Origin of the sequence: Proteus genomosp. 4 str. ATCC 51469 (genome assembly GCF_003144375.1) — a bacterium.
Classification (GTDB): domain Bacteria; phylum Pseudomonadota; class Gammaproteobacteria; order Enterobacterales; family Enterobacteriaceae; genus Proteus.
Genome location: NZ_PENV01000001.1, coordinates 344,675 through 369,244, shown reverse-complemented (window position 1 = coordinate 369,244; position 24,570 = coordinate 344,675). Strand labels below are relative to the sequence as shown.

The window sequence follows — 24,570 nt, the reverse complement described above, 5'->3', positions numbered from 1 at the left end:
AGTGAAGAAGTAAATAGTGAATACACAACAACTGGCAAAATTAAGATCGTTTGTGCCTGAAATGAGAAAAGTTAAGCATATTCACTTTATTGGCATCGGTGGTGCCGGTATGGGTGGGATTGCCGAAGTGCTAGCGAATGAAGGCTATGAAATCAGTGGTTCTGATTTAGCGCCAAATGCCGTTACACAACAGCTCGTTGCTTTGGGCGCAACTGTTTATTTTAATCACCGCCCTGAAAATATTCGTGGCGCTAGTGTTGTTGTGGTCTCGACTGCAATCAGTGCTGAGAATCCTGAAATTATTGCCGCGAGAGAGGCACGTATTCCAGTTATTCGTCGTGCTGAGATGTTGGCTGAATTAATGCGTTATCGTCATGGTGTGGCGATTGCAGGAACTCATGGTAAAACCACCACGACAGCAATGATTTCAAATATTTATGCACAAGCAGGATTAGATCCTACTTTTGTAAATGGCGGATTAGTTAAATCAGCGGGTACGCATGCTCGTTTAGGATGTAGCCGTTATTTAATCGCCGAAGCTGATGAAAGTGATGCATCGTTTTTACATTTACAACCTATGGTGGCTGTGGTTACGAATATCGAAGCAGACCATATGGATACATATCACGGTAATTTTGACAATTTAAAAGAGACGTTTATTACCTTTTTGCACAATTTACCGTTCTATGGTCGTGCAGTGATGTGTCTTGATGATGATGTTATCCGTTCTATTATCCCTAAAGTGGGTCGTTATATTACGACTTATGGGTTTAGTGAAGATGCAGATGTCCGTATTACACATTATGAACAAAAAGGTGCTCAAGGTTTCTTCACTATTTCTCGTGAAGATATGCCTGATTTACAAGTTGTATTAAATGCACCTGGTCGTCATAACGCATTAAATGCAACTGCGGCTGTGGCGGTTGCTACTGAAGAAGGTATTGCTGACGAACATATTTTAGCTGCATTACTTAACTTCCAAGGTACAGGACGCCGTTTCGACTTCTTAGGTAATTACGGTCTTGAACATGTTAACGGTCAAGAAGGTGAGGTGATGTTAGTTGATGATTATGGTCATCACCCAACAGAAGTTGACGCAACGATTAAAGCAGCGAGAGCCGGTTGGCCAGATAAACGTCTTGTAATGATTTTCCAACCGCATCGTTATACACGTACACGTGATTTGTATGAGGACTTTGCTACTGTTCTCAACCAAGTTGATATTTTATTATTAACAGACGTTTATTCTGCCGGAGAAACTCCGATTGCAGGCGCAGACAGTCGCTCACTTTGTCGAACAATTCGTCAGCGTGGCAAGCTAGATCCTATCTGGGTATCTGATGTCGATAATATTTCATCAATATTAGCGGGTGTATTAACAGATAATGATCTTGTTTTAGTTCAAGGTGCTGGAAATATTGGTAAAATAGCGCGTCGCTTAGCAGATACAAAATTACAGCCATCTTTAAGCGAGGATTAAGACGGATGTTTGAGCAAGTGAACATCATTTATGGTGAAATGGGTAATCAACTCGCTGTAATGATGGGGTGTTATGAGAAAAATAGCACTGTATTGGCGAAAAAAATGAACAAGAATTCGCTTGCTCAAAACCGTATTGAGGAAAAATTTCAGTTAAAAAGCAAGAAAAACGCAGAAAAATTCGCAATTTCTTCTTTTAAAGTAAATAATTCTCAACAGATTGAACAATTTAGTGATTTAATTATCAAACCTAAAGGTGTTCATAAAGTATATATATGTAGGAAAAGTATTAATCGAAGGAACATCGGACAAAAGGATGGGCGATTCTCTGGTTTAAACGTTGCTCAGGAGTTAGTGGGTTAATATGTCACAAGCAGCGCTAAATATAAAAGAACACAAAGAGAAACAGCATTCTGACAGACCGAGTAATGGTACTTATTTATCAGGATTAATCTTTTTCTTATGTGTGATTGCCACTATCGTTTGGGGTGGAATACAAGTAGTTAACTGGATGAAAGATGCAAATCGTCTTCCTATCTCAAAACTTGTATTAACCGGTGAGAGGCATTACACAACGAATGATGATGTGCGCCAGGCGATTTTATCTTTAGGACAGCCAGGCACATTTATGACACAGGATGTGAATATCATTCAGCAACAAATTGAACGTATGCCATGGATTAGGCAAGTCACTGTGCGTAAACAGTGGCCTGATGAGCTTAAAATCCATCTGGTAGAGTATGTTCCCTTTACCCGCTGGAATGATACTTACTTTCTTGATAAAGAAGGGCGCGTTTTCAGTCTGCCAACACAATTGGAAACCAAAGGTAATTACCCTTTGTTATATGGCCCTCAAGGAAGTGAAAAAATGGTGTTATCAGGTTATGTAGCAATGAGAGATCAACTTCTTGCAAGTAACCTGAATTTAAAAGCAGCGTCAATGTCTGCACGTCAAGGATGGCAATTAGTTTTAGACAATGATGTCCGATTGGAGTTAGGTCGTAAGGATAACGAAAAACGGATCGCTCGCTTTATTGAGTTGTATCCGATACTGCAACAACAAACAGATAAACGAGTTGATTATGTTGATCTGCGTTATGACAGTGGTGGTGCAGTCGGATGGGCTCCTTTATTACTTGAGAATGAATAAACAAGACGTGGCAGATGACACGATGAAGGCGAAGGCAGAACAATAATGATCAAAGCGACGGACAGAAAATTAGTAGTTGGTCTTGAGATTGGTACGGCCAAAGTAGCCACCCTTGTCGGTGAGATCCTGCCTGATGGTGTTGTGAATATTATTGGGGTGGGAAGTTGTCCATCTCGAGGCATGGATAAAGGTGGCGTTAACGATCTTGAATCCGTCGTAAAATGTGTGCAACGGGCGGTAGATCAGGCTGAATTGATGGCTGACTGTCAAATATCTTCAGTATATTTGGCGTTATCAGGCAAGCATATCAGCTGCCAAAATGAGATTGGTATGGTGCCAATTTCAGAAGAAGAAGTGACTCAAGATGACGTTGATAGCGTGGTTCACACTGCGAAATCCGTCAAAGTAAAAGATGAACATCGTGTTTTACACGTTATACCGCAAGAGTATGCCATTGATTATCAAGAAGGGATCAAAAACCCTGTTGGATTGTCGGGTGTACGAATGCAAGCTAAAGTTCATCTAATTACCTGCCATAACGATATGGCAAAGAATATTGTAAAAGCAGTTGAACGCTGTGGGTTAAAAGTGGATCAACTGATTTTTGCGGGACTAGCTTCAAGTTTCGCTGTATTGACAGAAGATGAACGTGAACTTGGTGTGTGTGTTGTTGATATTGGTGGCGGTACGATGGATATCGCCATTTATACTGGTGGAGCATTAAGACACACTCGCGTTATTCCTTATGCTGGCAATGTAGTAACAAGTGATATCGCTTATGCGTTTGGTACACCCCCAAATGACGCTGAAGCTATCAAAGTTCGCCATGGTTGTGCATTAGGCTCTTTAGTTGGTAAAGATGAAAATGTCGAAGTTCCTAGTGTCGGAGGCAGGCCACCAAGAAGTCTGCAACGACAAACTCTTGCTGAGGTGATTGAGCCTCGTTATACCGAATTGCTCAATCTTGTTAATGAAGAGATTTTAAAAGTTCAAGAACAATTACGTCAGCAAGGGATTAAGCATCATTTAGCCGCAGGTATTGTGCTAACAGGTGGTGCTGCACAGATTGATGGACTTGTTGAATGTGCTCAACGTGTTTTTCACACGCAAGTACGGATCGGTAAACCGTTAAATATTACCGGGCTAACAGATTATGCGCAGGACCCCTACTACTCAACAGCGGTTGGGCTCTTGCATTACGGTAAAGAATCCCACTTTGGTGAGGAAACAGAAACCGAAAAACGCTCTGCTGTCAGTGGTTTGTTTAAGAAACTCACCGGCTGGCTGAAAAGAGAGTTTTAATAATCAGACAAATTTAAAAAGAGGTCGTTTGAGCAAGCGACCCTGAGAAGGCACAAAACGGAGAGAAATTATGTTTGAACCTATGGAATTAACCAACGATGCGGTGATCAAAGTCATCGGCGTTGGTGGCGGCGGCGGTAATGCGGTTGAGCACATGGTTCGTGAACGTATTGAAGGCGTAGATTTCTTTGCAGTCAATACGGATGCTCAAGCGCTACGTAAAACAGCGGTCGGACAAACTATCCAAATTGGTAATGCCATTACGAAAGGCTTAGGTGCAGGTGCAAACCCTGAAGTGGGTCGTAATGCCGCAGAAGAAGACCGTGAAGCGTTGCGTGCAGCGCTTGAAGGTGCCGATATGGTCTTTATCGCAGCAGGTATGGGCGGTGGTACTGGTACAGGTGCCGCACCAGTTGTTGCTGAAGTTGCTAAAGAATTAGGTATTTTGACCGTTGCTGTAGTAACTAAGCCTTTTAATTTTGAAGGCAAAAAACGTATGGCATTTGCGGAACAAGGTATTACTGAGTTGTCAAAACATGTTGACTCATTAATCACTATTCCTAATGACAAATTATTAAAAGTATTGGGTCGTGGAATTTCATTATTAGATGCGTTTGGCGCGGCTAATGATGTCTTAAAAGGCGCAGTTCAAGGTATCGCTGAGCTAATCACCCGCCCTGGTTTAATGAACGTTGACTTTGCTGACGTAAGAACCGTGATGTCTGAAATGGGTTATGCCATGATGGGCTCTGGTGCTGCTAAAGGTGAAGATCGCGCTGAGGAAGCCGCAGAAATGGCGATTTCAAGTCCATTATTGGAAGATATCGACCTGTCTGGTGCACGTGGTGTGTTAGTCAACATTACCGCTGGCTTTGACTTACGTCTTGATGAATTTGAAACAGTGGGTAACACCATTCGTGCATTTGCATCAGACAACGCGACTGTGGTTATCGGTACATCCCTTGACCCAGAAATGAATGATGAACTGCGTGTAACTGTCGTTGCAACAGGTATCGGCATGGACAAACGTCCAGAAATTACGCTGGTAACGAATAAGCAAAATCAGCAAAGCGCAATGGAGAACCGTTATCAGCAAATGCAAAATAGCATGTCTTCTTTTACCGCTGTAGAAGAAAGCAAGCCAGCAGCAAAAGCAGTTAACGAACAATCTACTCAGGCGAATAAAGAGCCCGATTATTTAGATATCCCTGCGTTCCTGAGAAAACAGGCTGATTAATCGCCAAAAAGATTGGCATCTCCGCTTTTTGTGCTAAACTGTCCTGCCAATTATAAGTATAATGATTGGTAGGACGGATAACATTGCGAGATAAAATGATGATCAAACAACGGACATTAAAACGAATTGTACAAGCAACTGGTGTGGGACTTCACACGGGTAAAAAAGTTATGCTTACAATGCGTCCGGCGCCAGCCAATACTGGGGTCATCTACCGTCGTACTGATTTAAATCCACCGGTGGATTTTCCAGCAGACGCAAAATCAGTTCGTGACACTATGCTATGTACTTGCTTAGTTAACGAAGACGATGTGCGTATATCAACCGTTGAGCATTTAAACGCAGCACTGGCTGGTTTAGGCATTGATAATATCGTAATTGAAGTGAATGCACCTGAAATTCCAATTATGGATGGAAGTGCAGCACCTTTTGTTTTCTTGTTACTTGATGCGGGTATTGAAGAACTTCGTACTGCGAAGAAATTCATTCGTATCAAAGAAACAGTACGTGTAGAAGATGGTGATAAATGGGCAGAAATGCGTCCATACAATGGGTTCAAATTAGATTTTACTATCGATTTTAATCACCCAGCCATTGATGCAAGTACACAGCGTTATAAATTAGATTTTTCTGCTGAATCCTTCATGAGCCAAATTAGTCGTGCTCGTACTTTTGGATTTATGCGTGATATTGAATACCTGCAATCTAAAGGATTGTGTTTAGGCGGAAGCTTCGATTGTGCGATTGTAGTTGATGACTATCGTGTTCTCAACGATGATGGTTTACGTTTTGAAGATGAATTTGTTCGTCACAAAATGTTAGATGCAATCGGTGATTTATTTATGTGTGGCTATAACATTATCGGTGAATTTACCGCGTTTAAATCTGGTCACGCATTAAACAATAAATTACTCCAAGCTGTATTAGCAAAAGAATCTGCATGGGAATTCGTCACATTTGAAGACGAAGCACAAATGCCAGTGGCATTTAAAGCTCCCTCAATGGTTTTTGCTTAATTCCAGCAATGGAAAGCACGTTAATTATCTCTAATTAACGTTCATCTTTGGTTGCACTTGTACTCTCTCCGGCAAGTGCAGCCAACCGTTCTAATTTCTCTCTTAACTTCTTCGGACTTTTCTGCGCCAAATACTTTAATGATTGAGCACTTTCTAAACTCAAGTGACGTCTCTTTGTAGGCTCTTGTTCTTTTAATGATGATATTAAAGATCTTTTTTCCGGTTTTATTCCTAAAGTCGGATTAATTTTGATGTCTATTGAGGATAAGGATGGTAAAATTTCTTGTCTTAATGCAGAAAGTAATGATGGAGTTTCATAGCGTAATCGCGTTAACCAACTTGCGTTTGCTACTTCAATAATTAAAATAGCATTGCGATAATTTGCGACACGGCATTTATCTCGTAAAGGAACAGGTAAAAGAGCCATGACGGCGCGATTTAATTTTAGTAAAATCGTTGCACGCTGTTGTATGAGTTGTAATGTATTCTTATTGGAACCTTCAAGTTCTATGAAGATTTTTTCCAATGATTGTGGGTAACTATCCCGCATAGATTTTGACTCCACAAAATAAAAATTAATGAGCAACAAAGATTAATGAGCATTATAAGTTTTTGGCGACAGTTTGGCAGGCGATATTTTTGGTCGCATCTGCTTTTAGGGATGGTAGCAGCAGGTATTGGAATACCTTCGCTGTTGTCTGCTCATGCCGAAAATCCACAGCCAACAGATACACCTTCTTCACAGAATCGTCAAAGTCAGGCACTCATTGCGTTTGATAACTTATTCTTACGTCAAAGTGTACAGAATCCTGCCTCATCCTTCACCTTTAATTACTGGCAACAGCATGCAGTAAAAAATGTTATTAAACAGCTTTCTTTTGCGTTCACCATTAATTCTCCTGAATTGATGGTTAAAGCCAAAGATGAGCCGTCTCCTGTTACTAATGTTGCAGAGGTCATGCTTGATACTCTGTATGCGTTACTAACAAACACATCATCAACTGCATTAACTCATTTACCGCTTTCTGGCTATGCTTTAGTACAGAACACCACTTCTTATCATACCGGATTGTGGCTTGCACAAATCCGTGGGATCCGCGCTGGGCCTTACCTAACCGCTTAATTGAGTCACTTAATCTAATAAGATTATGATTATCTCTGTTAATACATAAAACAGAGGCTTTTTTCGGCGTTTTCACGCCATAAATGAGAATAAAGATTTATGTTAGGTAAAATTGTAACCAAAATTTTTGGTAGCCGTAATGATCGTTCTATCCGCCGTATGCGCAAAGTAGTTGTTGAAATTAATAAACTAGAGCCAGAATTTGAAAAACTGACTGATGATGAATTAAAAGCAAAAACAGATGAGTTTCGTGAGCGCTTAAAAAAGGGTGAAAAAGAAGAAGATATTTTACCAGAAGCGTTTGCAACTGTTCGTGAAGCAAGTAAACGTGTCTTTGGTATGCGTCATTTCGATGTGCAGCTAATCGGTGGTATGGTGCTAAATGAACGTTGTATTGCTGAGATGCGTACAGGTGAAGGTAAAACATTAACTGCAACATTACCGGCATATTTAAATGCGTTATCAGGTAAAGGGGTTCACGTTGTTACCGTCAATGACTACTTGGCACAACGTGACGCCGAAAATAACCGTCCTTTATTTGAATTTTTAGGATTAAGCGTTGGTATCAACCTACCGAATATGGCACCACCAGTAAAACGTGAAGCCTATAACGCTGATATCACCTATGGTACTAACAACGAATTCGGTTTCGATTATCTGCGCGATAATATGGCATTTAGCCCACAAGAGCGTGTTCAACGTAAATTACACTATGCATTAGTGGATGAGGTTGACTCAATCCTAATCGATGAAGCGCGTACACCTCTGATTATTTCAGGCCCAGCAGAAGATAGCTCTGAGCTTTATATCCAAATGAACAAAGTGATCCCTCATTTGGTTTCTCAAGAAAAAGAAGATTCAGACACTTTCCAAGGCGAAGGTGATTACTCTGTTGATGAAAAAACACGTCAAGTAAATATCACAGAACGTGGTCTGGTTAAGATTGAAGGATTATTAGCAGATGCGGGCATGATGAAAGAAGGCGAGTCTTTATACTCACCAGCAAATATTATGTTAATGCACCATGTGACAGCTGCATTGCGTGCTCACGCTCTATTTACTAAAGATGTTGACTACATTGTTAAAGATGGCGAAGTTATCATTGTTGACGAACATACTGGTCGTACAATGCAAGGTCGTCGTTGGTCAGATGGTCTACACCAAGCAGTTGAAGCAAAAGAAGGTGTGAAGATCCAAAATGAGAACCAAACATTAGCGTCAATCACATTCCAGAACTATTTCCGTTTATACGAAAAATTAGCAGGGATGACCGGTACTGCGGATACTGAAGCGTTTGAATTTAACTCTATCTATCGTTTAGAAACGATTGTTATCCCAACGAACCGCCCAATGGTGCGTAAAGATCTACCTGATTTAGTTTATATGAATGAACAAGGTAAATTTGCTGCCATTATCGAAGATATTCGTGAGCGTACCAAAAATGGCCAACCTGTACTTGTTGGTACTATTTCAATTGAAAAGTCAGAAGAAATCTCTAATGCGTTAACGAAGGCGAATGTTCACCATAACGTGCTGAATGCGAAATTCCACGCAATGGAAGCGGACATCATTGCTAACGCAGGTTTACCTTCAGCGGTAACTATTGCAACTAACATGGCGGGTCGTGGTACCGATATCGTGTTAGGGGGTAGCTGGCAAACTGAAGTGGCTAAACTTGAAGAGCCAACTGAAGAGCAAATTGAAGAAATCAAAGCCAAATGGAAAGAGCGTCATGATGCAGTATTAGCATCAGGTGGTTTACATATCATTGGTACTGAGCGTCACGAATCTCGTCGTATTGATAACCAGTTGCGTGGTCGTGCGGGTCGTCAAGGGGATGAAGGTTCTTCTCGTTTCTATTTATCTATGGAAGACTCCTTAATGCGTATTTTTGCTTCAGACAAAGTGTCTGGCATGATGCGTAAATTAGGTATGAATGAAACCGAAGCGATTGAACACCCTTGGGTAACCAAAGCGATTGCAAACGCACAGCGTAAAGTAGAAAACCGCAACTTTGATATTCGTAAGCAACTGCTTGAATATGATGATGTAGCAAATGACCAACGTCGTGCAATCTATACTCAGCGTAACGAATTACTGGATGTGGCAGACGTAAGTGAAACTATCGACAGTATTCGCCAAGACGTATTCACTTCAATGATCGATAACTATATTCCACCTCAATCACTGGAAGAAATGTGGGATATCGAAGGCTTAACAGCATGTCTACAAAAAGACTTTGATTTAAATTTACCAATCAAAGAGTGGTTAGATAAAGAGCCTGAATTACACGAAGAAACATTACGTGAACGTATTTTAGAAAAATCTATCGAAGTCTATAAAGCGAAAGAAGAGATCGTTAGTGCTGAAATGATGCGTAACTTTGAAAAAGGCGTGATGTTACAAACGCTAGATTCATTGTGGAAAGAGCACTTGGCGGCAATGGATTACTTGCGTCAAGGTATCCACTTACGTGGTTATGCACAAAAAGATCCAAAACAAGAGTACAAACGTGAATCGTTCGCTATGTTTGCTAATATGTTGGAATCACTGAAATACGAAGTGATCAGCACACTAAGCAAAGTACAAGTTCGTTTACCGGAAGAAGTTGAAGAGTTAGAACGTCGCCGTCGTGAAGAAGCAGAACGTTTAGCTAAACAACAGCAATTAAGCCATGAAGTGACAAAAGAATCTCAAATGTCAGCAGTAGATGGTCAAGTTGCCGCTGGTAAAAAAGTGGGTCGTAACGAACCATGTCCTTGTGGATCAGGTAAGAAATTTAAGCATTGTCACGGTCAATTAGGTTAATTTATCCGTTGATAACAATGGTTATTTAACTTTCCGTTGAATAAGAAAATCCCGCTTAGTAATAAGCGGGATTTTTTATGGTTGATAAAAAAACTAAATTGAAGAGCGAAGGTGGGAAAGGTGGCTTGTGGTTGTTTTATTTTCAGAGCCTGACTTTGGCTCAACTAATCCTGCAATAATCGGGCAATCAGGACTGTTGTCACCTTGGCAATCTTTCGCTAAGTGTTCTAGCGTTTTTGTCATTCGCTGTAGTTCAGCAATTTTACGATTGAGCTCCTCAATATGGGAGAGTGCGATAGATTTCACATCTGCACTGGCACGTTCTCCGTTATTCCATAAAACTAACAATGTTGATATCTGTTCTGTTGAAAAACCAAGAGCTCGAGAATGACGAATAAAACGAAAGCAAGCTACGTCTGCATCTGTGTAATCGCGATAGCCTGAATCAGTACGAATAGCCTTTGGAATTAAGCCAATCTGCTCATAATAACGGATCATTTTGCTTGAAATACCGGACTTTTTTGCTGCTTGACCAATATTCATTATGTCCTCCTTATTGAATAATAAAGCATTCTCTATAAGTATAAGGTAGTCGCTTTATAGTATTGAGCCAGACTCTTGTTGAGTCTGGCTATAAAGAAAATCAATCTATTAATGTGTTTTCATGGGTGCTTGAAAACGTTTTAGTCGCAAGGCGTTACCCAATACAAATACACTTGAAAGTGCCATTGCGGCAGCTGCAATGATGGGTGAAAGTAACATGCCATTAATTGGATAAAGCATGCCTGCCGCGACAGGAATTAATAAGGCGTTATAGGCAAAAGCCCAAAATAAGTTTTGTTTGATATTACGAATAGTTGCTTGGCTTAAAGCTATTGCATCAACAACACCGCGCAGATCACCCGACATTAACACCACATCAGCAGCTTCAATGGCAACATCGGTTCCTGTACCAATCGCTAACCCAACATCAGCTTGTGCAAGTGCCGGAGCATCATTGATACCATCACCAACAAAAGCGACTTTGGCGCCTTTATGGCTAAATTGTTTTAAGGCTTCGACTTTTCCATCAGGAAGTACTTCAGCTGCAATTTCATCAATACCTAACTGTTTAGCAATCGCTTTTGCTGTGGCTTCGTTATCACCAGTGATCATGGCAACTCTCAAGCCTAAATCATGTAACGCTTTGATTGCTTCAGGGGTTGTTTCTTTAATCGGATCTGCAACTGCAATAATGGCAGCAAGACGTCCATCAATAGTGGCATAAAGAGGGCTTTTGCCTTGCTCACCGAGTTTCTGTGCTGAAGAGATAAAGTGACTGACATCTAATCCAAGTTGCTTCATAAAGCGATCAGCTCCAACAGATACGGCTCTTCCTCCCACTGTTGCACTTACACCAAAACCCGGAATTGCTTCAAAATTTTCAACCGTTGCGAGCGTTAATTCTGCCTCTTTAGCTGCATTAACAATAGCTTCTGCAATAGGGTGTTCTGAATAAGTTTCAATAGCTGCAACAAGGCTTAAGACTTCGTTATATTCAAAACTTTCCGCTGGAATTAAATCCGTTAATTCAGGACGACCTTTTGTTAATGTGCCTGTTTTATCAAGTGCTACAACATTGACATCACGTAAGGCTTGTAAGGCTTCACCTTTACGGAAAAGAATACCCAATTCTGCGGCGCGACCTGTACCTACCATAATGGATGTTGGCGTTGCTAATCCCATTGCGCATGGGCAGGCAATAATTAACACGGCAACGGCATTAATAAGGGCAAAGGTCAATGCAGGCTCAGGGCCAAAAGCTAACCAAATAAAGAAGGTGATCGTTGCGCCTAACATAACCGCGGGTACAAACCACATAGTGACTTTATCGACAAGTGCTTGAATAGGAAGTTTAGATCCTTGAGCTTCTTCCACTAAGCGAATGATTTGAGCTAATACGGTATTGGAACCAACTTTGGTAACTTTAAAGCTAAAAGCACCTGTTTTATTGATGGTTCCACCTACAACGTCAGAACCAATCTCTTTTGATACAGGGACAGGCTCGCCAGTTATCATGCTCTCATCAACGTAAGAGTGACCGTCAATAATCTCTCCATCAACAGGTATTTTTTCACCGGGGCGAACAAAAACGATGTCTTCCATCACAACTTGATCCAGAGGAATTTCCACTGCCTCACCATGACGAGAAACTCGCGCTGTTTTGGCTTGTAAACCAACCAACCGTTTAATTGCTTGAGATGTATTTCCTTTTGCTTTGGCTTCAAGCGTTCTTCCTAACAAGATCAAGGTGACAATCACAACAGCAGCTTCAAAATAGATATTGGCTGTGCCCGCAGGTAAGACTTGAGGAATAAAGGTTGATACCACTGAATAGCCGTAAGCAGCGGCTGTACCAACAGACACTAATGAGTTCATATCAGGAGCACCACGTAATAACGCAGGTATTCCTTTTTGGAAAAAGCGTAAACCGGGGCCAAACATCACAATAGTGGCGAGGATAAATTGAATATACCAGTTTAGTTGTTGCCCCAGAGTTTGAGTAATCCAACCATGTACACCGGGAATAAAGTGCGATCCCATTTCAATAATAAAAACGGGTAATGTGAAGATAGTGGCGATAAGTAATGCGTGACGTAATGAACGTTCCTCTTTTGCACGGCGCTCTTCACCTACATCGCGTGTATTTGCTGGATCATCAGATAAACGACGAGGTTTATAGCCTGCATGTACAATGGCGACCTCTAAATCAGTGATCGATACGATGCCTGATAAATGGCGCACACGAGCGCGTTCAGTTGCAAGGTTTACCGTGGCTTCTAATACACCAGGAACTTGGGTTAGTGCTTTTTCTACACGGCCAACGCAAGATGCACAGGTCATTTCTTCAATTGCCAGCTCGGTTATCTCTTCGGGTACTTTATAACCTGAGCTTTCAATGGCGCTCACGGCAACTATGGGGTCGGGTGTATTTGTAAATGTAATATCTGCACGTTCAGTGGCTAGATTGACAACGGCATCTTGTATTTGTGGTACGGCCTTTAAGGCTCGTTCGACACGACCAACACATGATGCACATGTCATACCTTCAACAGGTAAACTCAGCCGATTAGCAGAGGACAACGTAGTCTTAGTGTTCATCAAAAATCCCCTCTTAAATATGGTATGAGATAAAGCTTAGGCTTTACCATTAGGGGAAGGTCAAGGAGTCGATGGCGATTTAATTTCTACGATAAAATGTGTCTTTCTATTTTTAATTCAATTCATTATCTTCTGTTTTTCATTTTCTACATTTAATTTAAATCTTAAAGAAGCGTAAATTTATTGGATGATCAGTGAAATCTAAGCAGATAAATAAAAAACCCGCTTATTGTGATAACAAGCGGGTTTGGCTTACAAAAGAATAGGCATTACTCTTTTATGGGGTATCTATTATTTTTCAGAAATAGACGATTTTGTGTTTACAGTTTCATTAACTTTAACAGGTGATTTTAATGATAAATCACCACCTGCCAGTTGTTTCACTAAATCAACAGCAGATGATTTCAGATCAAGATCTGCACCGGCTTCATATTGATGACCTTCAATATTATTTAATTGAACGTTGCTACCACCTAAATCAACCTGACCTTGCTCACTTTTAATTTCAGCACCTGTAAGCTTAGTTGTACCACTTACATTTAATGAAATATCATTTTTGCTGGTTAAGGTCGAGGTTTGGGCTACAGCATCATTATCAATATGAGAGACATTGATATCGGCATTGGCGGTATGACCTTCCGCTCCAGTAACGATATTTTTGATACCGTTACCTATTGTACCAACACCTTTATCAATTTTTGCTTTTGTCTCACCACTGATACCTGTTTTATCTGCAATAGCGGAAGAAAGAGAATTGTATTTATCAGAAATAACATCTGTTGCAGATTTAATTCCTGAATCAATAGTCTCTTTGATCGTATTTTCTAACAATGATCCGCCTGCTTTGGCTGTTTTATCAACTTGGCTAGATTTAGGATCATTGTTGTGGTTGTAACCGACATTTACATCAACATTAACATGACGATCACTGTCTTTCTGGCTAGTTACTGTAAAGTCACCACCCACATTACCCGTTACATTATCCGCAGAAACATTTGCACCAGAAAGAGCGAGGTTTTTATCGCTATTTACAGTTAATGTGCCTGTTTCTACAGAGGCATTTTGGTGAGTAGATTTTTGCTGATCTTCAACGTTTACTAAAACTTTGCCACCAATATTATGGATAGAGGTTGCTGGGTTTTCTTCAGTCACTTCTTTTGGCATAGTATTGGTTTGTTTGCCATTTAAAGAAATATCAGTACCCCAATTGTTTTTGTAATCAGTTGATTGTGCTGATGTGAGTGTAGTATCTCCAGATTGAGACGTTAATTGCGTATCTTTGCTATTAACTTTAGTACCTTGAAGGTTAACTGAACTACCATTAACGGTTAAATTACCTTGGTTAGCGATTGTGCCACCTTCACGCGAGACTGTTTTTTCATCTTGCTTACCAATAGCAAATTCAGCGCCACCTAATCCATTGACAGAAGAGGATTTCTCTCCCGTTTTTTGGCCAAATCCTGCTTGTAATCCACCTGATAAGTTTTTACCTGTTTCAGTACGTTGAGATTCAGTTGCTTGGAAATCAACTTTGTTGGTGGCGGTCAGAGCAACATCATTTTCGCTGGTTAAATGAGTGCCTTGTAAAGTCAGATTATGGCCTGAGTTTAACTCAATACCTTGAGAGCCATTTACTGAACCCTCTTTTGCTGTTGTCTGATCTTTTTGATGATTTGCACCACCTGCGTTAAAGCCGCCACCATAATCTTTACTGTCTGGTGTTGTACCTACTTTCAGGTTTGCACTGCCATTTACGTTATGTTGACTTTCAGTGTGGGTATCTGTTGCTTGTGCAAGCGTTAAATCACCGCCAGCATTAATGACAGTTTTACCCTCTTGAGCATCAAACTTAGCGCCTTCATAATGTGCATCTTCGCGTACATTAATATTGATATTGCCTGCTGAGTTAAATTGGCTACCTTCAGCTTTTATTGTCGTTAAACTAGTGTCAGTGGTTTTACCTTCACCTTTAATTGCTACGGTAATGTCAGAGCCAGTTTTGGTGCTGACACCTACTTGACCACCTCCTGTTGTTTCATGGAAGGAGCCTTGGTGTTTATTTTGTGCTGCTTCACTAGTATGAGTGTTAGCAGTTAGTGCAACATCACCTTGGGTTGATTGATAATGAGTTCCTTGGTCATGTAAGGTGTTATTGCTGTCAGTATTAATTTTACCAGCAGTAATCGATGTTGAAACCGCTTGGGTATCGTTTTGTGATTTCTGACTTCCGCCACCTTTCACTCCAACTTCAACGCCCACATTAGGTGCTTCTAAGCTACTTAAGTTAGCAAGATTGCTAATGGCATCTCTAAAGGTAACTTTTTTATCAATACCTTTGTTGCTGTCTGGATTAGTAGCATCAACACCATCTTCAACGGCTTTCTTAATTGGTTTAGTGACGCCACTATAATCAAGATTAACACCCACATCGATACCTACATTTAAAGTATCTGTTTTAGATGTTGCACTATCATTGGCAGCAAGGTGATTAATATTTTCACCTGATTCTTTATAAGCGCCATCAACTTTGTGTGATGCACCTTGGTGGGTTACATCATTGTTTGCAGTGATAGTTAAATCACCTGCAACTTGAGTTTCACTACCTTTATTTTTGGTGATTTTGGTTGTTGTATGCTGTTTGTCATATTGAAAATCAGCTTTGTTACCGATTTTATCAACGCCACCAGTATAGCTAAAGCCACCTGAAATGGTTCTATCTGTACTGTCAGTCTCTTTTTTGTTTTCTGTTGAAACAAAGGCAACATTGTCACCAGAAACAGTGGCATTACCTGCTGTTGTTTTTAAGTCAGAACCAGCAAAAGTGACATCTTTATCCGCTTGAACTTTAACACTGCCACCACTGAGAGTGGAGCCAACTTGTTCTGTCTCTGTGCTATTGTTTTTATTGGATGTATGAGTGATATGAAAACCAGCGCTATATTGTTTGTCTTCAACTTCTTTAGCGTGACCAGTGATTTCTAATGATGTTTTTTCATCATTGATTTTTGTAGTTTGTTGTGCCGATTTAACGTTGATATCACCTAAAGATTCAATACCTAACTCATCAGCACTTTTAATTAGGCTACCGATGACATTGACATCTTTCCCACTGACAACAGTTAATTGCGCATCAGAAATTAATTCACTACCAGTTGAAAGTTGTTGATTAGTTTCATTTTTGTGGGAGTTTTTAGTAATATTAAAAGCTGTACCTGTGCGTTCATCCGTTTTAGTGATGGTTTCGCTAATTGCATTATCAATTACGACATCACCTTGGATTGTCTTAACAAAAGCACCTTGATTGCCTTTGATTTGGCTCCCAGTGATTTTGACACTATTATCTGCCGCAAGTAACAGTTGTCCATCTGCCGTTAATTGTGTTGAATGGCTGACTTCTTGTTTGTTGTTATTGTTCTTATTATTACCACCGCCGATCCCGCCCCAAACAACATGATTGTCGGTCACGGTTTTATCATTGTTGGTATTTTGAACATTAAGATTGATATTCTCTTTGGCGTTAACCACAACATTCTCATTAGAATGTAATTTTGTACCTTGAGCTGTTACTGAGCCTTCAGCATTTAAGCCTAGTGTTTTACCTGCAGTCAATTCACTGGCTTTTAACGTTTCTGTTTGATGGCTATTGCTCCAACTACCTGTCTCTAGACGAGAAGTGTGGTTACGTTTATAGCCATTTTCACTGCGATTTTCTTTTTCAATTAATCCATTGATATTAATATCTTTATTGGCATTAATTGCCAGAGTATTACCTGCATTAACTTTTGCACCTTCAAGTGTGACATCACCTTGAGTTGCTGTTAGTGTGGCATTGTTTTTGGCATCAATATGGCTACCAACTTGTTGCACGAGTTCTTTTTCTTTAGTGACATCATACTGCCAAGAATAGAACCAGCGATTGTCGGTATCAGTCTCTTTTTGTTGTAGCTGTTTTCCATCAACAGTTAAATGAGCGCCTTGTAATAAAATATCATCACCCATTAAATCAGAGGCTTTGATTTGGTTTTTATTATCAGCAATTAATGTGATGTTTTTACCTTTTAACTCTGTTTTTGTTAGAGTTTGGCTTGAACCACTATTATTAACTGCGATACCACCACGGTAATTTTGGTAATTTTCACTGCCATCTTTGTCGAAACTATCGTAACGAACTTGACTATCTGTTTGAATATTATCAGCTTTTACACTTAACTCATTATCAGAAACGAATTTACCTGTTAACTTAACACCACTTCCTTCTGCGGTATTAATAATACGAATACGACCAGATTGCATGCTTCCGAAGAAATAGCTATCTAGTGCAGAAGTTGGTTTTTGTGATGTAAGAATATCAAAACGTTGAGAGAAGGTGTTTTGTCCTGTTAACGCTGAAATTTCAGCAGCAGTTATTTTTCCTTTGCTATCAATACGTGGTGCTATTAAATCTAAAAGACCCGGAGCATATAAACCGTTTTTACCAATAGAAAGTAAATTGGTGTTGTTAAGTGTGCTATATCCTTTTAACTCACCGTTTTCAAACAGTGGATTACCCACGACTAAAGAAGATCGGCTTGTATTGATAAAACCACAGCCATCACAAGTGATGCCATTCGGGTTAGACAAAACATATTCCGCAGCAATACCAAAGACTTCTTGTTGACCTAATAAGAATGATGGGTTACGGCTAACAACTTCATTTAAAATTAAAGACGCGGCTTGCCCATTTAAATTACTGTTGGCATTTAATTGCCCTGCAAGTTGTGATTGCCCGGCTTCTAAGGCGTTGTTAAATACTGCGCCAGGTTTGCCTACATTAAAATCTTGATATTGGTTGTGAGAAATACCTTCACTATTTGGTGTAACGATATTAATGACTTGAGTGCCACCATTGACAGATGAAACATTCGGTCCTTGATTGCCCGAATCAGGAACAATACCGCCAGCATATGCATTTAATGATACGAAAATAATCGCTAAAGATGCAGCAAGCCTACCCGAAGGAGAGAGCTTGAAATTTTTTGAGTTCATAGAGTTTTCTCCGTTTATTGCTATGAGTGTGAATCAAAATAAATATGAAAATCTAACTAACACTTGAGTAGGGTCTTTGGTTTTATTGGAATTCGTTTGGTTGTAAAGCAAATGCCCCTTAGCAACTTCAATATCAAATTGTGCTTTTTGATATTGAAGATTTAAGCCTGAACTGAGTCCATAACCACTACGCCATCCTTCATAGTTGCCATGTTGTTGAACACGACCTGCATCTAGGCCAATTCTAGGGGTGATTGAAAAGGTATTTATTCGATAAGGATAAGAAAGGGTATTACGTAAATACCCTCCGTTATCACCAGAAAGCGTGCTTTGATCAAAACCGCGGATCGCATTTTTATCGGTTAAACTGAGCCATTCAACTCCCGGTAAGGTGTCAGGACTATATTGACCAATGAAAGCGCTATTGAATAAAAATGTAGAATCCGATAATGAAAAGCGATGTTGCCAATTGGCAAAAAGTTTAACTTTTGTAAAGCGATAGTCATTACCACCACCATTAGCAACATGAGGTGAGCCGTCTGCACCAAACCAATCAATAGCTTTTTCTGCGCTTAAATTAACACTGACAACGCCGTTGGGAATAATGTGTAAATGGTTGATGCCTAGCTCTACGGTTGTGAGTGCTGGACTATTTAGATCTAAGCGGATTTGGCTGAAATAGTTGCGTATCCGTTTATGTGTTATCTGCATGTTTAAGGTATCTATCTGTTTTTGACTACGATAAAAAGCGTAATCTCCCCTTAAACCCACTTGTGTGGTATTCCCGGACAAACGTATCGTACGTGTTTGTAATGCTTGATGAAATTCGTACTCTGAATAGCTACCAAAAGTACTTAATGTCAATGCACCATAAGGTAAAGAATAGAGTAGAGTATAAGCATGATTAAAACGTGTATTTGGATTGTCTGTGGTGATGCTAGCATTTAAGCTGATAAAATCGGATAGCCCCAAGGGACTGTCTAAGCTTGCATTCGTTCGAACTAACCAGCGTCCTGAGTTTTTTTGCCCATAATTATCACTTGAAATATTCAAGTGCCAAGGTGCTTGGCGTTGATTGGTGAGCTGAATAATGGAGCCACCTAATTGTGTACCCGGCAATATATCCAGTTTGACCTTATTGGATTGTAAACGGTTAGCTTGATCAAGTCCCTGATCAAGCTTTGACAGTTTTAGCGGTTTTCCTTCAATATGAGGAAAAAGTAAAGTTGTGTTAACACCTCGGTCACCACCCTGTATTTTTTCAATAAAGCCTTCAATAACATATAATCCAAGCTGTTGTTCTTCATTAGGGCGTAAAAATTGGACCCTGGCTGTGATATAACCATGTTGAAGGTAGTGTTGAGTTAACTCTTTGACTAATCGGTTAACGTCTGCACTTTTTATACATTGCTCTGGTATTGGTGTTAATGAATCAAGATCTTTTTCATTAAGTAAAGTAATTCCTTGAACATAAACACCATTAATAGGTAAACAATGTTCTGATTCAGTAATAAGTGTGGGGGTAGGTGAAACCTCTAATGCATTTTCTTGAAGTTGTTGATAGCGATTTTGTTCAATAAGTTGATTTATTTCACGTTGGCTATCTTGTAATGCGCGCCGCGATTCTCCCATCGAGCCTAAATAACCGGCGTCATTTGCTGTTAATCCACTGGTTGAAAATCCACTTAATAGTGTTAATAAAATAACTTTTTTTCTCATTTTACCTCAATATAAAGGTATTAATTCAAATATAAATAATATGGCTTAAATATAGTAAGATAATAATTAATGTTTTTATATTATCTTTAATTTAAAAATAATAAATACTAGTCACTCTCAATATGAAAATAAATTAAAAATCAATGAAATAAAGATAAATTTTCAACTCTTTTAATATAAAATATCGCCATAACTAAAATGATTAATATTGATAATAGTGTTAATTAAACAAATGATTCAATGGAATGCTATCTATAACATTGATTTTCATAGTTATAATCTATCATGTTATTTTTCTCTCTGTTTAAGTTAACATCAATTTTTCTGTGTTAATTAATAAAATTTCATTTTTTATTAAGAGTGTGTAAATAATGAGAGGAAGTTCTAGTAAATGAAGAAATTTAAAGTAATCCCTTTTCATTTGTTATTTGTAAGTTTATTAATGTTGTATTATGAAATAAAGATTTCATGAATTATTATTTCATTTTAATGAATAAAATAGGATTTATAAAAGTAAAGATATCATGTTTTTATTGTTAAATAATTAATCATAATTAAAAGTAAGGTTATTGGGGTTTTATTTCAATATTATGAAAATGTAATATAAATACAGGTATTACCACTTAATGATATCAATAAAAATTTAAACTATAAAAAATAGTTTATTAAAAATTGAAGTAAGTGATAGTGATCACGTTAATATATTATTTATCATAAATAGTGTGATAACTGTCCAAAATATACTATTGTTATATTACTAATCGTGTTTAACTGTTATATAAATTAGCATGTAAATTGTACTATTTCCTGACTATAAGGGTTAAAGTATGTTCTCATCATTTAATGTCTTGATAATATTAAGAGGTTTCTTCAGATTGAAGAAATGGTTTAATATTGATTCTGAACTCGCCTTCTTCTTTCCTGAAAAATAATCCTTTTTTATATCTATCCAAATAATTTAATACTCTTTTTCCGTTTAATTTAAATGGAAAGATTATTTTATTTATTCGTAATTTTATAATTTAATATATATTAAAGGTATTATCATGGCTAAAAGAATTGTAGAACCATTCCGCATTAAAATGGTAGAAAAAATCCGTGTTCCTTCAAGAGAAGAACGTGAGGCTGCATTAAAAGAAGCTGGTTATAACCCATTCCTATTACCAAGTCATGCCGTTTATATAGATTTATTAACAGACTCTGGTACTAACGCAATGAGTGATCATCAATGGGCAGCGATGATCACAGGTGATGAAGCTTATGCAGGTTCAAGAAACTATTATGATTTAAAAGATAAAGCCAAAGAACTATTTAATTACGATTATATTATTCCTGCTCACCAAGGCCGTGGTGCTGAAAATATTCTTTTCCCAGTATTATTAAAATATAAACAAAAAGATGGAAAAGCGAAAAATCCTGTTTTCATTTCTAACTTCCATTTTGACACAACAGCAGCACACGTTGAATTAAATGGCTGTAAAGCAATTAATATTGTTACTGAAAAAGCATTTGATTCAGAAACCTATGATGATTGGAAAGGCAATTTTGATATTGCTAAATTAAAAGAAAATATTGCTAAGCATGGTGCTGATAACGTTGTTGCCATTGTTTCAACCGTGACCTGTAATAGTGCTGGTGGTCAGCCTGTTTCAATGGATAATTTAAAAGAAGTTTATGAAATTGCCAAACAACACGGTATTTTTGTTGTGATGGATTCAGCTCGTTACTGTGAAAATGCGTATTTTATTAAACAGCGTGATCCAAAATATAAAAATGCCACAATTAAAGAAGTTATTTTAGACATGTATAAATATGCTGATGCATTAACCATGTCAGCGAAGAAAGATCCATTGTTAAATATCGGTGGTTTAGTCTCTATTCGTGATAATGAAGAAGTCTTTACATTAGCAAGACAGCGTTGCGTACCGATGGAAGGTTTTGTCACTTATGGTGGTTTAGCTGGTCGTGATATGGCTGCTATGGTACAAGGTTTAGAAGAGGGTACAGAGGAAGAATATCTGCACTATCGTATTGGTCAGGTACAATACTTGGGCGATCGCTTACGTGAAGCGGGTATTCCAATTCAATATCCTACAGGCGGACATGCTGTTTTCGTTGACTGTAAAAAATTAGTGCCGCATATCCCTGGTGATCAATTCCCTGCTCAGGCGGTAATTAATGCTCTTTATTTAGAATCTGGTGTCCGTGCTGTTGAAATTGGCTCGTTCTTATTGGGTCGTGATCCTGCAACAGGTGAACAAAAACATGCAGATATGGAATTTATGCGTTTAACCATTGCTCGTCGTGTTTATACTAACGACCATATGGATTATATTGCTGATGCGCTTATTGGCTTAAAAGAGAAGTTTAAAACGCTTAAAGGTCTTGAGTTCGAATATGAACCACCTGTATTAAGACACTTTACTGCTAGATTAAAACCTATCAAATAAATAATACTCCACAATAATAATGGCTCTCGTGCAATGCGAGAGCCCTATCCTTATTTCAGTAAGGACTAAAAAATGGAAAATAAGTCGGTAAATAAAGAACCCTCAATTATTGTAGGGGGATTTGTGTTGGGTGGCGCCATGATCGGTGCGGGAATGTTTAGCCTCCCAACAATAATGTCTGGCGCTTGGTTTATTAACTCACTCTTTATATTGTTTATTGTTTGTTTTTTTATGTTTCACTCAGGGATTTATATTCTTGAATGTATTTCAAAATATGGGGCAGGAACAAACTACTTTCATATATCAAAAGAGTTATTGCCAACATGGGCCTGTTATCTTGCTAATGCATCTTTAATATTTGTATTATATATATTAATTTATGCTTATATTTCTGCGGCGGGTTCGATTATTTATGAGGCGTCATTATTATATGGCATTAATCTAAACCTTAGAGCAATATTTTTTGTATTCACTATCGTGCTTGGAGCAACAATATGGTGGGGAGGCGCTTGTGCTAGTCGCTTAACTTCCATTTTCTTATTTATTAAAATTGTTCTATTTGTATTCGCTTTTTCTGGTTTATTCTTTAAAGCAAGTGGCGACTTATTATTTAGCGCAACTTTTGAAGGGAAAAACCAGTTATATCTTTATCCATTTATTTTTATCATTATTCCTTATGCGATAACTTCATTTGGATATCATGGAAATGTTTGTAGCCTTTATAAGCTTTATCATGAAAATGAAAGAAAGGTTGTTAAGAGTTGTGTGATTGGTTGTGTGTTAGCGCTAGTTATTTATTTACTTTGGATGATTGGTACTATGGGGAATCTACCCCGTGAACAATTTATTACCATTATTCAAAAAGGCGGTAACTTAGATGCCTTTATTGATTCGTTATATACCGTCTTGAATAGTAAATATATTGAAGGTTTTTTATTATGGTTCTCAATTAGTGCCGTATTCTGTTCATTCTTAGGGGTAGCGATTGGTTTGTTTGACTATATTTTAGCATCACTGAAATTTAAAGATAACAAAACAGGGCGCTTAAAATCAGGTGTTTTATGTTTCACACCACCTTTATTGCTCTGCTTGCTTTTCCCTAATGGTTTCTTAATTGCAATTGCGTATGCAGGTACGGCGGCTTGTATCTGGGCAATTATTTGTCCTGCAGTTATGGCACTGAAAGCACGAGAAAAATTTCCTAACTCAGGTTTTAAAGTATGGGGTGGTAAAGGGTTAATTTATTCTGTTATTGCTTTTGGTGCTGTAGGTATTATTTGCCAAACATTAGCACAGTTTGGTTTCTTGCCTATTTATCGTTAATTAATCGATATAATCAGGGAAAGAAAACCAGAGTAGCGCCATTGGATATACGTTATAATAACGTTAAGTTGTTATAATAACTGGACTATTCAATAGGTTGCCTATAATGGATAAAAAAAAGCTACATATTGCTGCGGGTATTATTTGTGATCAAAACAATAATGTCTTTATCACCCAACGCCCTCTAAAATCGCATATGGGGGGATTTTGGGAATTTCCGGGGGGAAAGTTAGAAGATAAAGAAACTCCTGAGCAGGCGTTATTGCGTGAGTTACAAGAGGAAATTGGTATTGATGTAACACAGTGCTCGCTTTTTGAAACGGTAGAGCATGATTTTCCAGATAGGCACATCACATTATCTTTTTTCTTAGTGACTCAATGGGATAATGAGCCATACGGTAAAGAAGGGCAAGATTCAAAATGGACTTCTATCGCATCATTAAATGCTGATGATTTTCCACCGGCTAACCGCACAATTGTGGCGTTGTTACAAAAATAAAAATATATAAATGATGTAGTAATAAATAAAATAGCCACTCCAATGAGTGGCTATTTTTTATATTCTTAATCGGATCATTAAAAATCTTTAGGCTCAGATTGTGGCACTTCACTCCAGTCGTCACTGTCATTGATATCGCTTTGGCTTGGAATGCGTTTTGATTCGTCAGCCCATTCACCTAAATCAATAAGTTGGCAACGTTTACTACAAAAAGGACGATAAGGGCTACTTTCATTCCAAATAACTTCTGTTTGACAGGTTGGACATTTCACAATTAATTCTTCGCTCATCATCTCTC

Annotated in this window: 18 protein-coding genes; 12 read left to right on the top strand and 6 right to left on the bottom strand. The window is 38.6% G+C overall.

Features of this window, described 5'->3' with window-relative positions; genetic code table 11:
- Positions 1-16 precede the first annotated feature (16 nt).
- The 6 genes from murC (at position 17) to lpxC (ending at position 6,184) form a co-directional block, all read left to right on the top strand.
- A complete protein-coding gene (murC, locus tag DK866_RS01705) occupies positions 17-1,480 on the top strand; it encodes a UDP-N-acetylmuramate--L-alanine ligase (RefSeq protein ID WP_072069267.1) in 1,464 nt (487 codons plus the stop codon).
- Positions 1,481-1,485: 5 nt separating this feature from the next.
- The gene (locus tag DK866_RS01700; RefSeq protein WP_109407464.1) at positions 1,486-1,842 is read left to right on the top strand and encodes a hypothetical protein; all 357 of its coding nucleotides are present in this window, start codon (positions 1,486-1,488) and stop codon (positions 1,840-1,842) included.
- A gap of 1 nt (position 1,843) precedes the next feature.
- Complete coding sequence (gene ftsQ, locus DK866_RS01695) at positions 1,844-2,629, top strand: cell division protein FtsQ (protein WP_036934971.1); 786 nt, start codon at positions 1,844-1,846, stop codon at positions 2,627-2,629.
- A 45-nt stretch (positions 2,630-2,674) separates the two neighbouring features.
- A complete protein-coding gene (gene ftsA, locus DK866_RS01690; RefSeq protein WP_006533748.1) occupies positions 2,675-3,931 on the top strand; it encodes a cell division protein FtsA in 1,257 nt (418 codons plus the stop codon).
- A 70-nt stretch (positions 3,932-4,001) separates the two neighbouring features.
- Entirely contained in the window at positions 4,002-5,168 is a 1,167-nt protein-coding gene (ftsZ, locus tag DK866_RS01685; protein WP_072069264.1) for a cell division protein FtsZ, read from the top strand.
- Positions 5,169-5,266: 98 nt separating this feature from the next.
- Positions 5,267-6,184: a UDP-3-O-acyl-N-acetylglucosamine deacetylase gene (gene lpxC, locus DK866_RS01680; RefSeq protein ID WP_109407555.1), complete on the top strand. Its 918-nt coding sequence runs from the start codon at positions 5,267-5,269 to the stop codon at positions 6,182-6,184.
- Positions 6,185-6,218: 34 nt separating this feature from the next.
- Here the strand turns inward: lpxC and DK866_RS01675 are convergent, their stop codons facing one another.
- Complete coding sequence (locus tag DK866_RS01675) at positions 6,219-6,734, bottom strand: DUF721 domain-containing protein (RefSeq protein ID WP_109407463.1); 516 nt, start codon at positions 6,732-6,734, stop codon at positions 6,219-6,221.
- Between the two features lie 45 nt (positions 6,735-6,779).
- Here DK866_RS01675 and secM point away from each other — a divergent pair, with 45 nt between their 5' ends.
- Together secM and secA are read left to right on the top strand one after the other, a co-directional pair.
- Positions 6,780-7,307, top strand: a complete 528-nt coding sequence (secM, locus tag DK866_RS01670) for a secA translation cis-regulator SecM (RefSeq protein ID WP_109407462.1) — start codon at positions 6,780-6,782, stop codon at positions 7,305-7,307.
- A gap of 99 nt (positions 7,308-7,406) precedes the next feature.
- Positions 7,407-10,115, top strand: coding sequence for a preprotein translocase subunit SecA (gene secA, locus DK866_RS01665; RefSeq protein ID WP_109407461.1), 2,709 nt, complete (start codon positions 7,407-7,409; stop codon positions 10,113-10,115).
- A gap of 93 nt (positions 10,116-10,208) precedes the next feature.
- Here the strand turns inward: secA and cueR are convergent, their stop codons facing one another.
- From cueR to DK866_RS01645, 4 genes are all read right to left on the bottom strand, one after another.
- Positions 10,209-10,658, bottom strand: coding sequence for a Cu(I)-responsive transcriptional regulator (cueR, locus tag DK866_RS01660; protein ID WP_109407460.1), 450 nt, complete (start codon positions 10,656-10,658; stop codon positions 10,209-10,211).
- A 108-nt stretch (positions 10,659-10,766) separates the two neighbouring features.
- Entirely contained in the window at positions 10,767-13,256 is a 2,490-nt protein-coding gene (locus tag DK866_RS01655; protein WP_109407459.1) for a heavy metal translocating P-type ATPase, read from the bottom strand.
- Between the two features lie 291 nt (positions 13,257-13,547).
- On the bottom strand, positions 13,548-18,281 hold the full coding sequence (gene hpmA / locus DK866_RS01650; protein ID WP_109407458.1) for a calcium-independent hemolysin HpmA: 4,734 nt from the start codon (positions 18,279-18,281) through the stop codon (positions 13,548-13,550).
- 33 nt (positions 18,282-18,314) lie between these two features.
- Positions 18,315-20,000 carry a ShlB/FhaC/HecB family hemolysin secretion/activation protein gene (locus DK866_RS01645; protein ID WP_109407457.1) on the bottom strand — a complete coding sequence of 562 codons (1,686 nt, stop codon included), beginning with the start codon at positions 19,998-20,000 and terminating at the stop codon, positions 18,315-18,317.
- An 827-nt stretch (positions 20,001-20,827) separates the two neighbouring features.
- Here DK866_RS01645 and tnaC point away from each other — a divergent pair.
- From tnaC to mutT, 4 genes are all read left to right on the top strand, one after another.
- Positions 20,828-20,932: a tryptophanase leader peptide gene (gene tnaC, locus DK866_RS20300; protein WP_071788547.1), complete on the top strand. Its 105-nt coding sequence runs from the start codon at positions 20,828-20,830 to the stop codon at positions 20,930-20,932.
- Between the two features lie 114 nt (positions 20,933-21,046).
- A complete protein-coding gene (locus DK866_RS01635; RefSeq protein WP_109407456.1) occupies positions 21,047-22,450 on the top strand; it encodes a tryptophanase in 1,404 nt (467 codons plus the stop codon).
- A 72-nt stretch (positions 22,451-22,522) separates the two neighbouring features.
- The gene (locus DK866_RS01630; RefSeq protein ID WP_109407455.1) at positions 22,523-23,773 is read left to right on the top strand and encodes an aromatic amino acid transporter; all 1,251 of its coding nucleotides are present in this window, start codon (positions 22,523-22,525) and stop codon (positions 23,771-23,773) included.
- A 106-nt stretch (positions 23,774-23,879) separates the two neighbouring features.
- Positions 23,880-24,272, top strand: coding sequence for an 8-oxo-dGTP diphosphatase MutT (gene mutT, locus DK866_RS01625; protein ID WP_109407454.1), 393 nt, complete (start codon positions 23,880-23,882; stop codon positions 24,270-24,272).
- A 77-nt stretch (positions 24,273-24,349) separates the two neighbouring features.
- On the opposite strand, the gene yacG is transcribed toward mutT, so the two are convergent.
- Entirely contained in the window at positions 24,350-24,562 is a 213-nt protein-coding gene (gene yacG / locus DK866_RS01620; RefSeq protein WP_109407453.1) for a DNA gyrase inhibitor YacG, read from the bottom strand.
- Positions 24,563-24,570 lie beyond the last annotated feature (8 nt).

What these genes read in the sequence shown, in the direction of transcription:
- DK866_RS01635 (WP_109407456.1), top strand. Translation starts at nt 21,047, where the DNA reads ATGGCTAAAAGAATTGTAGAACCATTCCGCATTAAAATGGTAGAAAAA.
- DK866_RS01675 (WP_109407463.1), bottom strand. Translation starts at nt 6,734, where the DNA reads ATGCGGGATAGTTACCCACAATCATTGGAAAAAATCTTCATAGAACTT.
- cueR (WP_109407460.1), bottom strand. Translation starts at nt 10,658, where the DNA reads ATGAATATTGGTCAAGCAGCAAAAAAGTCCGGTATTTCAAGCAAAATG.
- ftsA (WP_006533748.1), top strand. Translation starts at nt 2,675, where the DNA reads ATGATCAAAGCGACGGACAGAAAATTAGTAGTTGGTCTTGAGATTGGT.
- ftsQ (WP_036934971.1), top strand. Translation starts at nt 1,844, where the DNA reads ATGTCACAAGCAGCGCTAAATATAAAAGAACACAAAGAGAAACAGCAT.
- hpmA (WP_109407458.1), bottom strand. Translation starts at nt 18,281, where the DNA reads ATGAACTCAAAAAATTTCAAGCTCTCTCCTTCGGGTAGGCTTGCTGCA.
- DK866_RS01700 (WP_109407464.1), top strand. Translation starts at nt 1,486, where the DNA reads ATGTTTGAGCAAGTGAACATCATTTATGGTGAAATGGGTAATCAACTC.
- ftsZ (WP_072069264.1), top strand. Translation starts at nt 4,002, where the DNA reads ATGTTTGAACCTATGGAATTAACCAACGATGCGGTGATCAAAGTCATC.
- DK866_RS01630 (WP_109407455.1), top strand. Translation starts at nt 22,523, where the DNA reads ATGGAAAATAAGTCGGTAAATAAAGAACCCTCAATTATTGTAGGGGGA.
- mutT (WP_109407454.1), top strand. Translation starts at nt 23,880, where the DNA reads ATGGATAAAAAAAAGCTACATATTGCTGCGGGTATTATTTGTGATCAA.
- tnaC (WP_071788547.1), top strand. Translation starts at nt 20,828, where the DNA reads ATGTTCTCATCATTTAATGTCTTGATAATATTAAGAGGTTTCTTCAGA.
- DK866_RS01645 (WP_109407457.1), bottom strand. Translation starts at nt 20,000, where the DNA reads ATGAGAAAAAAAGTTATTTTATTAACACTATTAAGTGGATTTTCAACC.
- secA (WP_109407461.1), top strand. Translation starts at nt 7,407, where the DNA reads ATGTTAGGTAAAATTGTAACCAAAATTTTTGGTAGCCGTAATGATCGT.
- DK866_RS01655 (WP_109407459.1), bottom strand. Translation starts at nt 13,256, where the DNA reads ATGAACACTAAGACTACGTTGTCCTCTGCTAATCGGCTGAGTTTACCT.
- lpxC (WP_109407555.1), top strand. Translation starts at nt 5,267, where the DNA reads ATGATCAAACAACGGACATTAAAACGAATTGTACAAGCAACTGGTGTG.
- secM (WP_109407462.1), top strand. Translation starts at nt 6,780, where the DNA reads ATGAGCATTATAAGTTTTTGGCGACAGTTTGGCAGGCGATATTTTTGG.
- yacG (WP_109407453.1), bottom strand. Translation starts at nt 24,562, where the DNA reads ATGAGCGAAGAATTAATTGTGAAATGTCCAACCTGTCAAACAGAAGTT.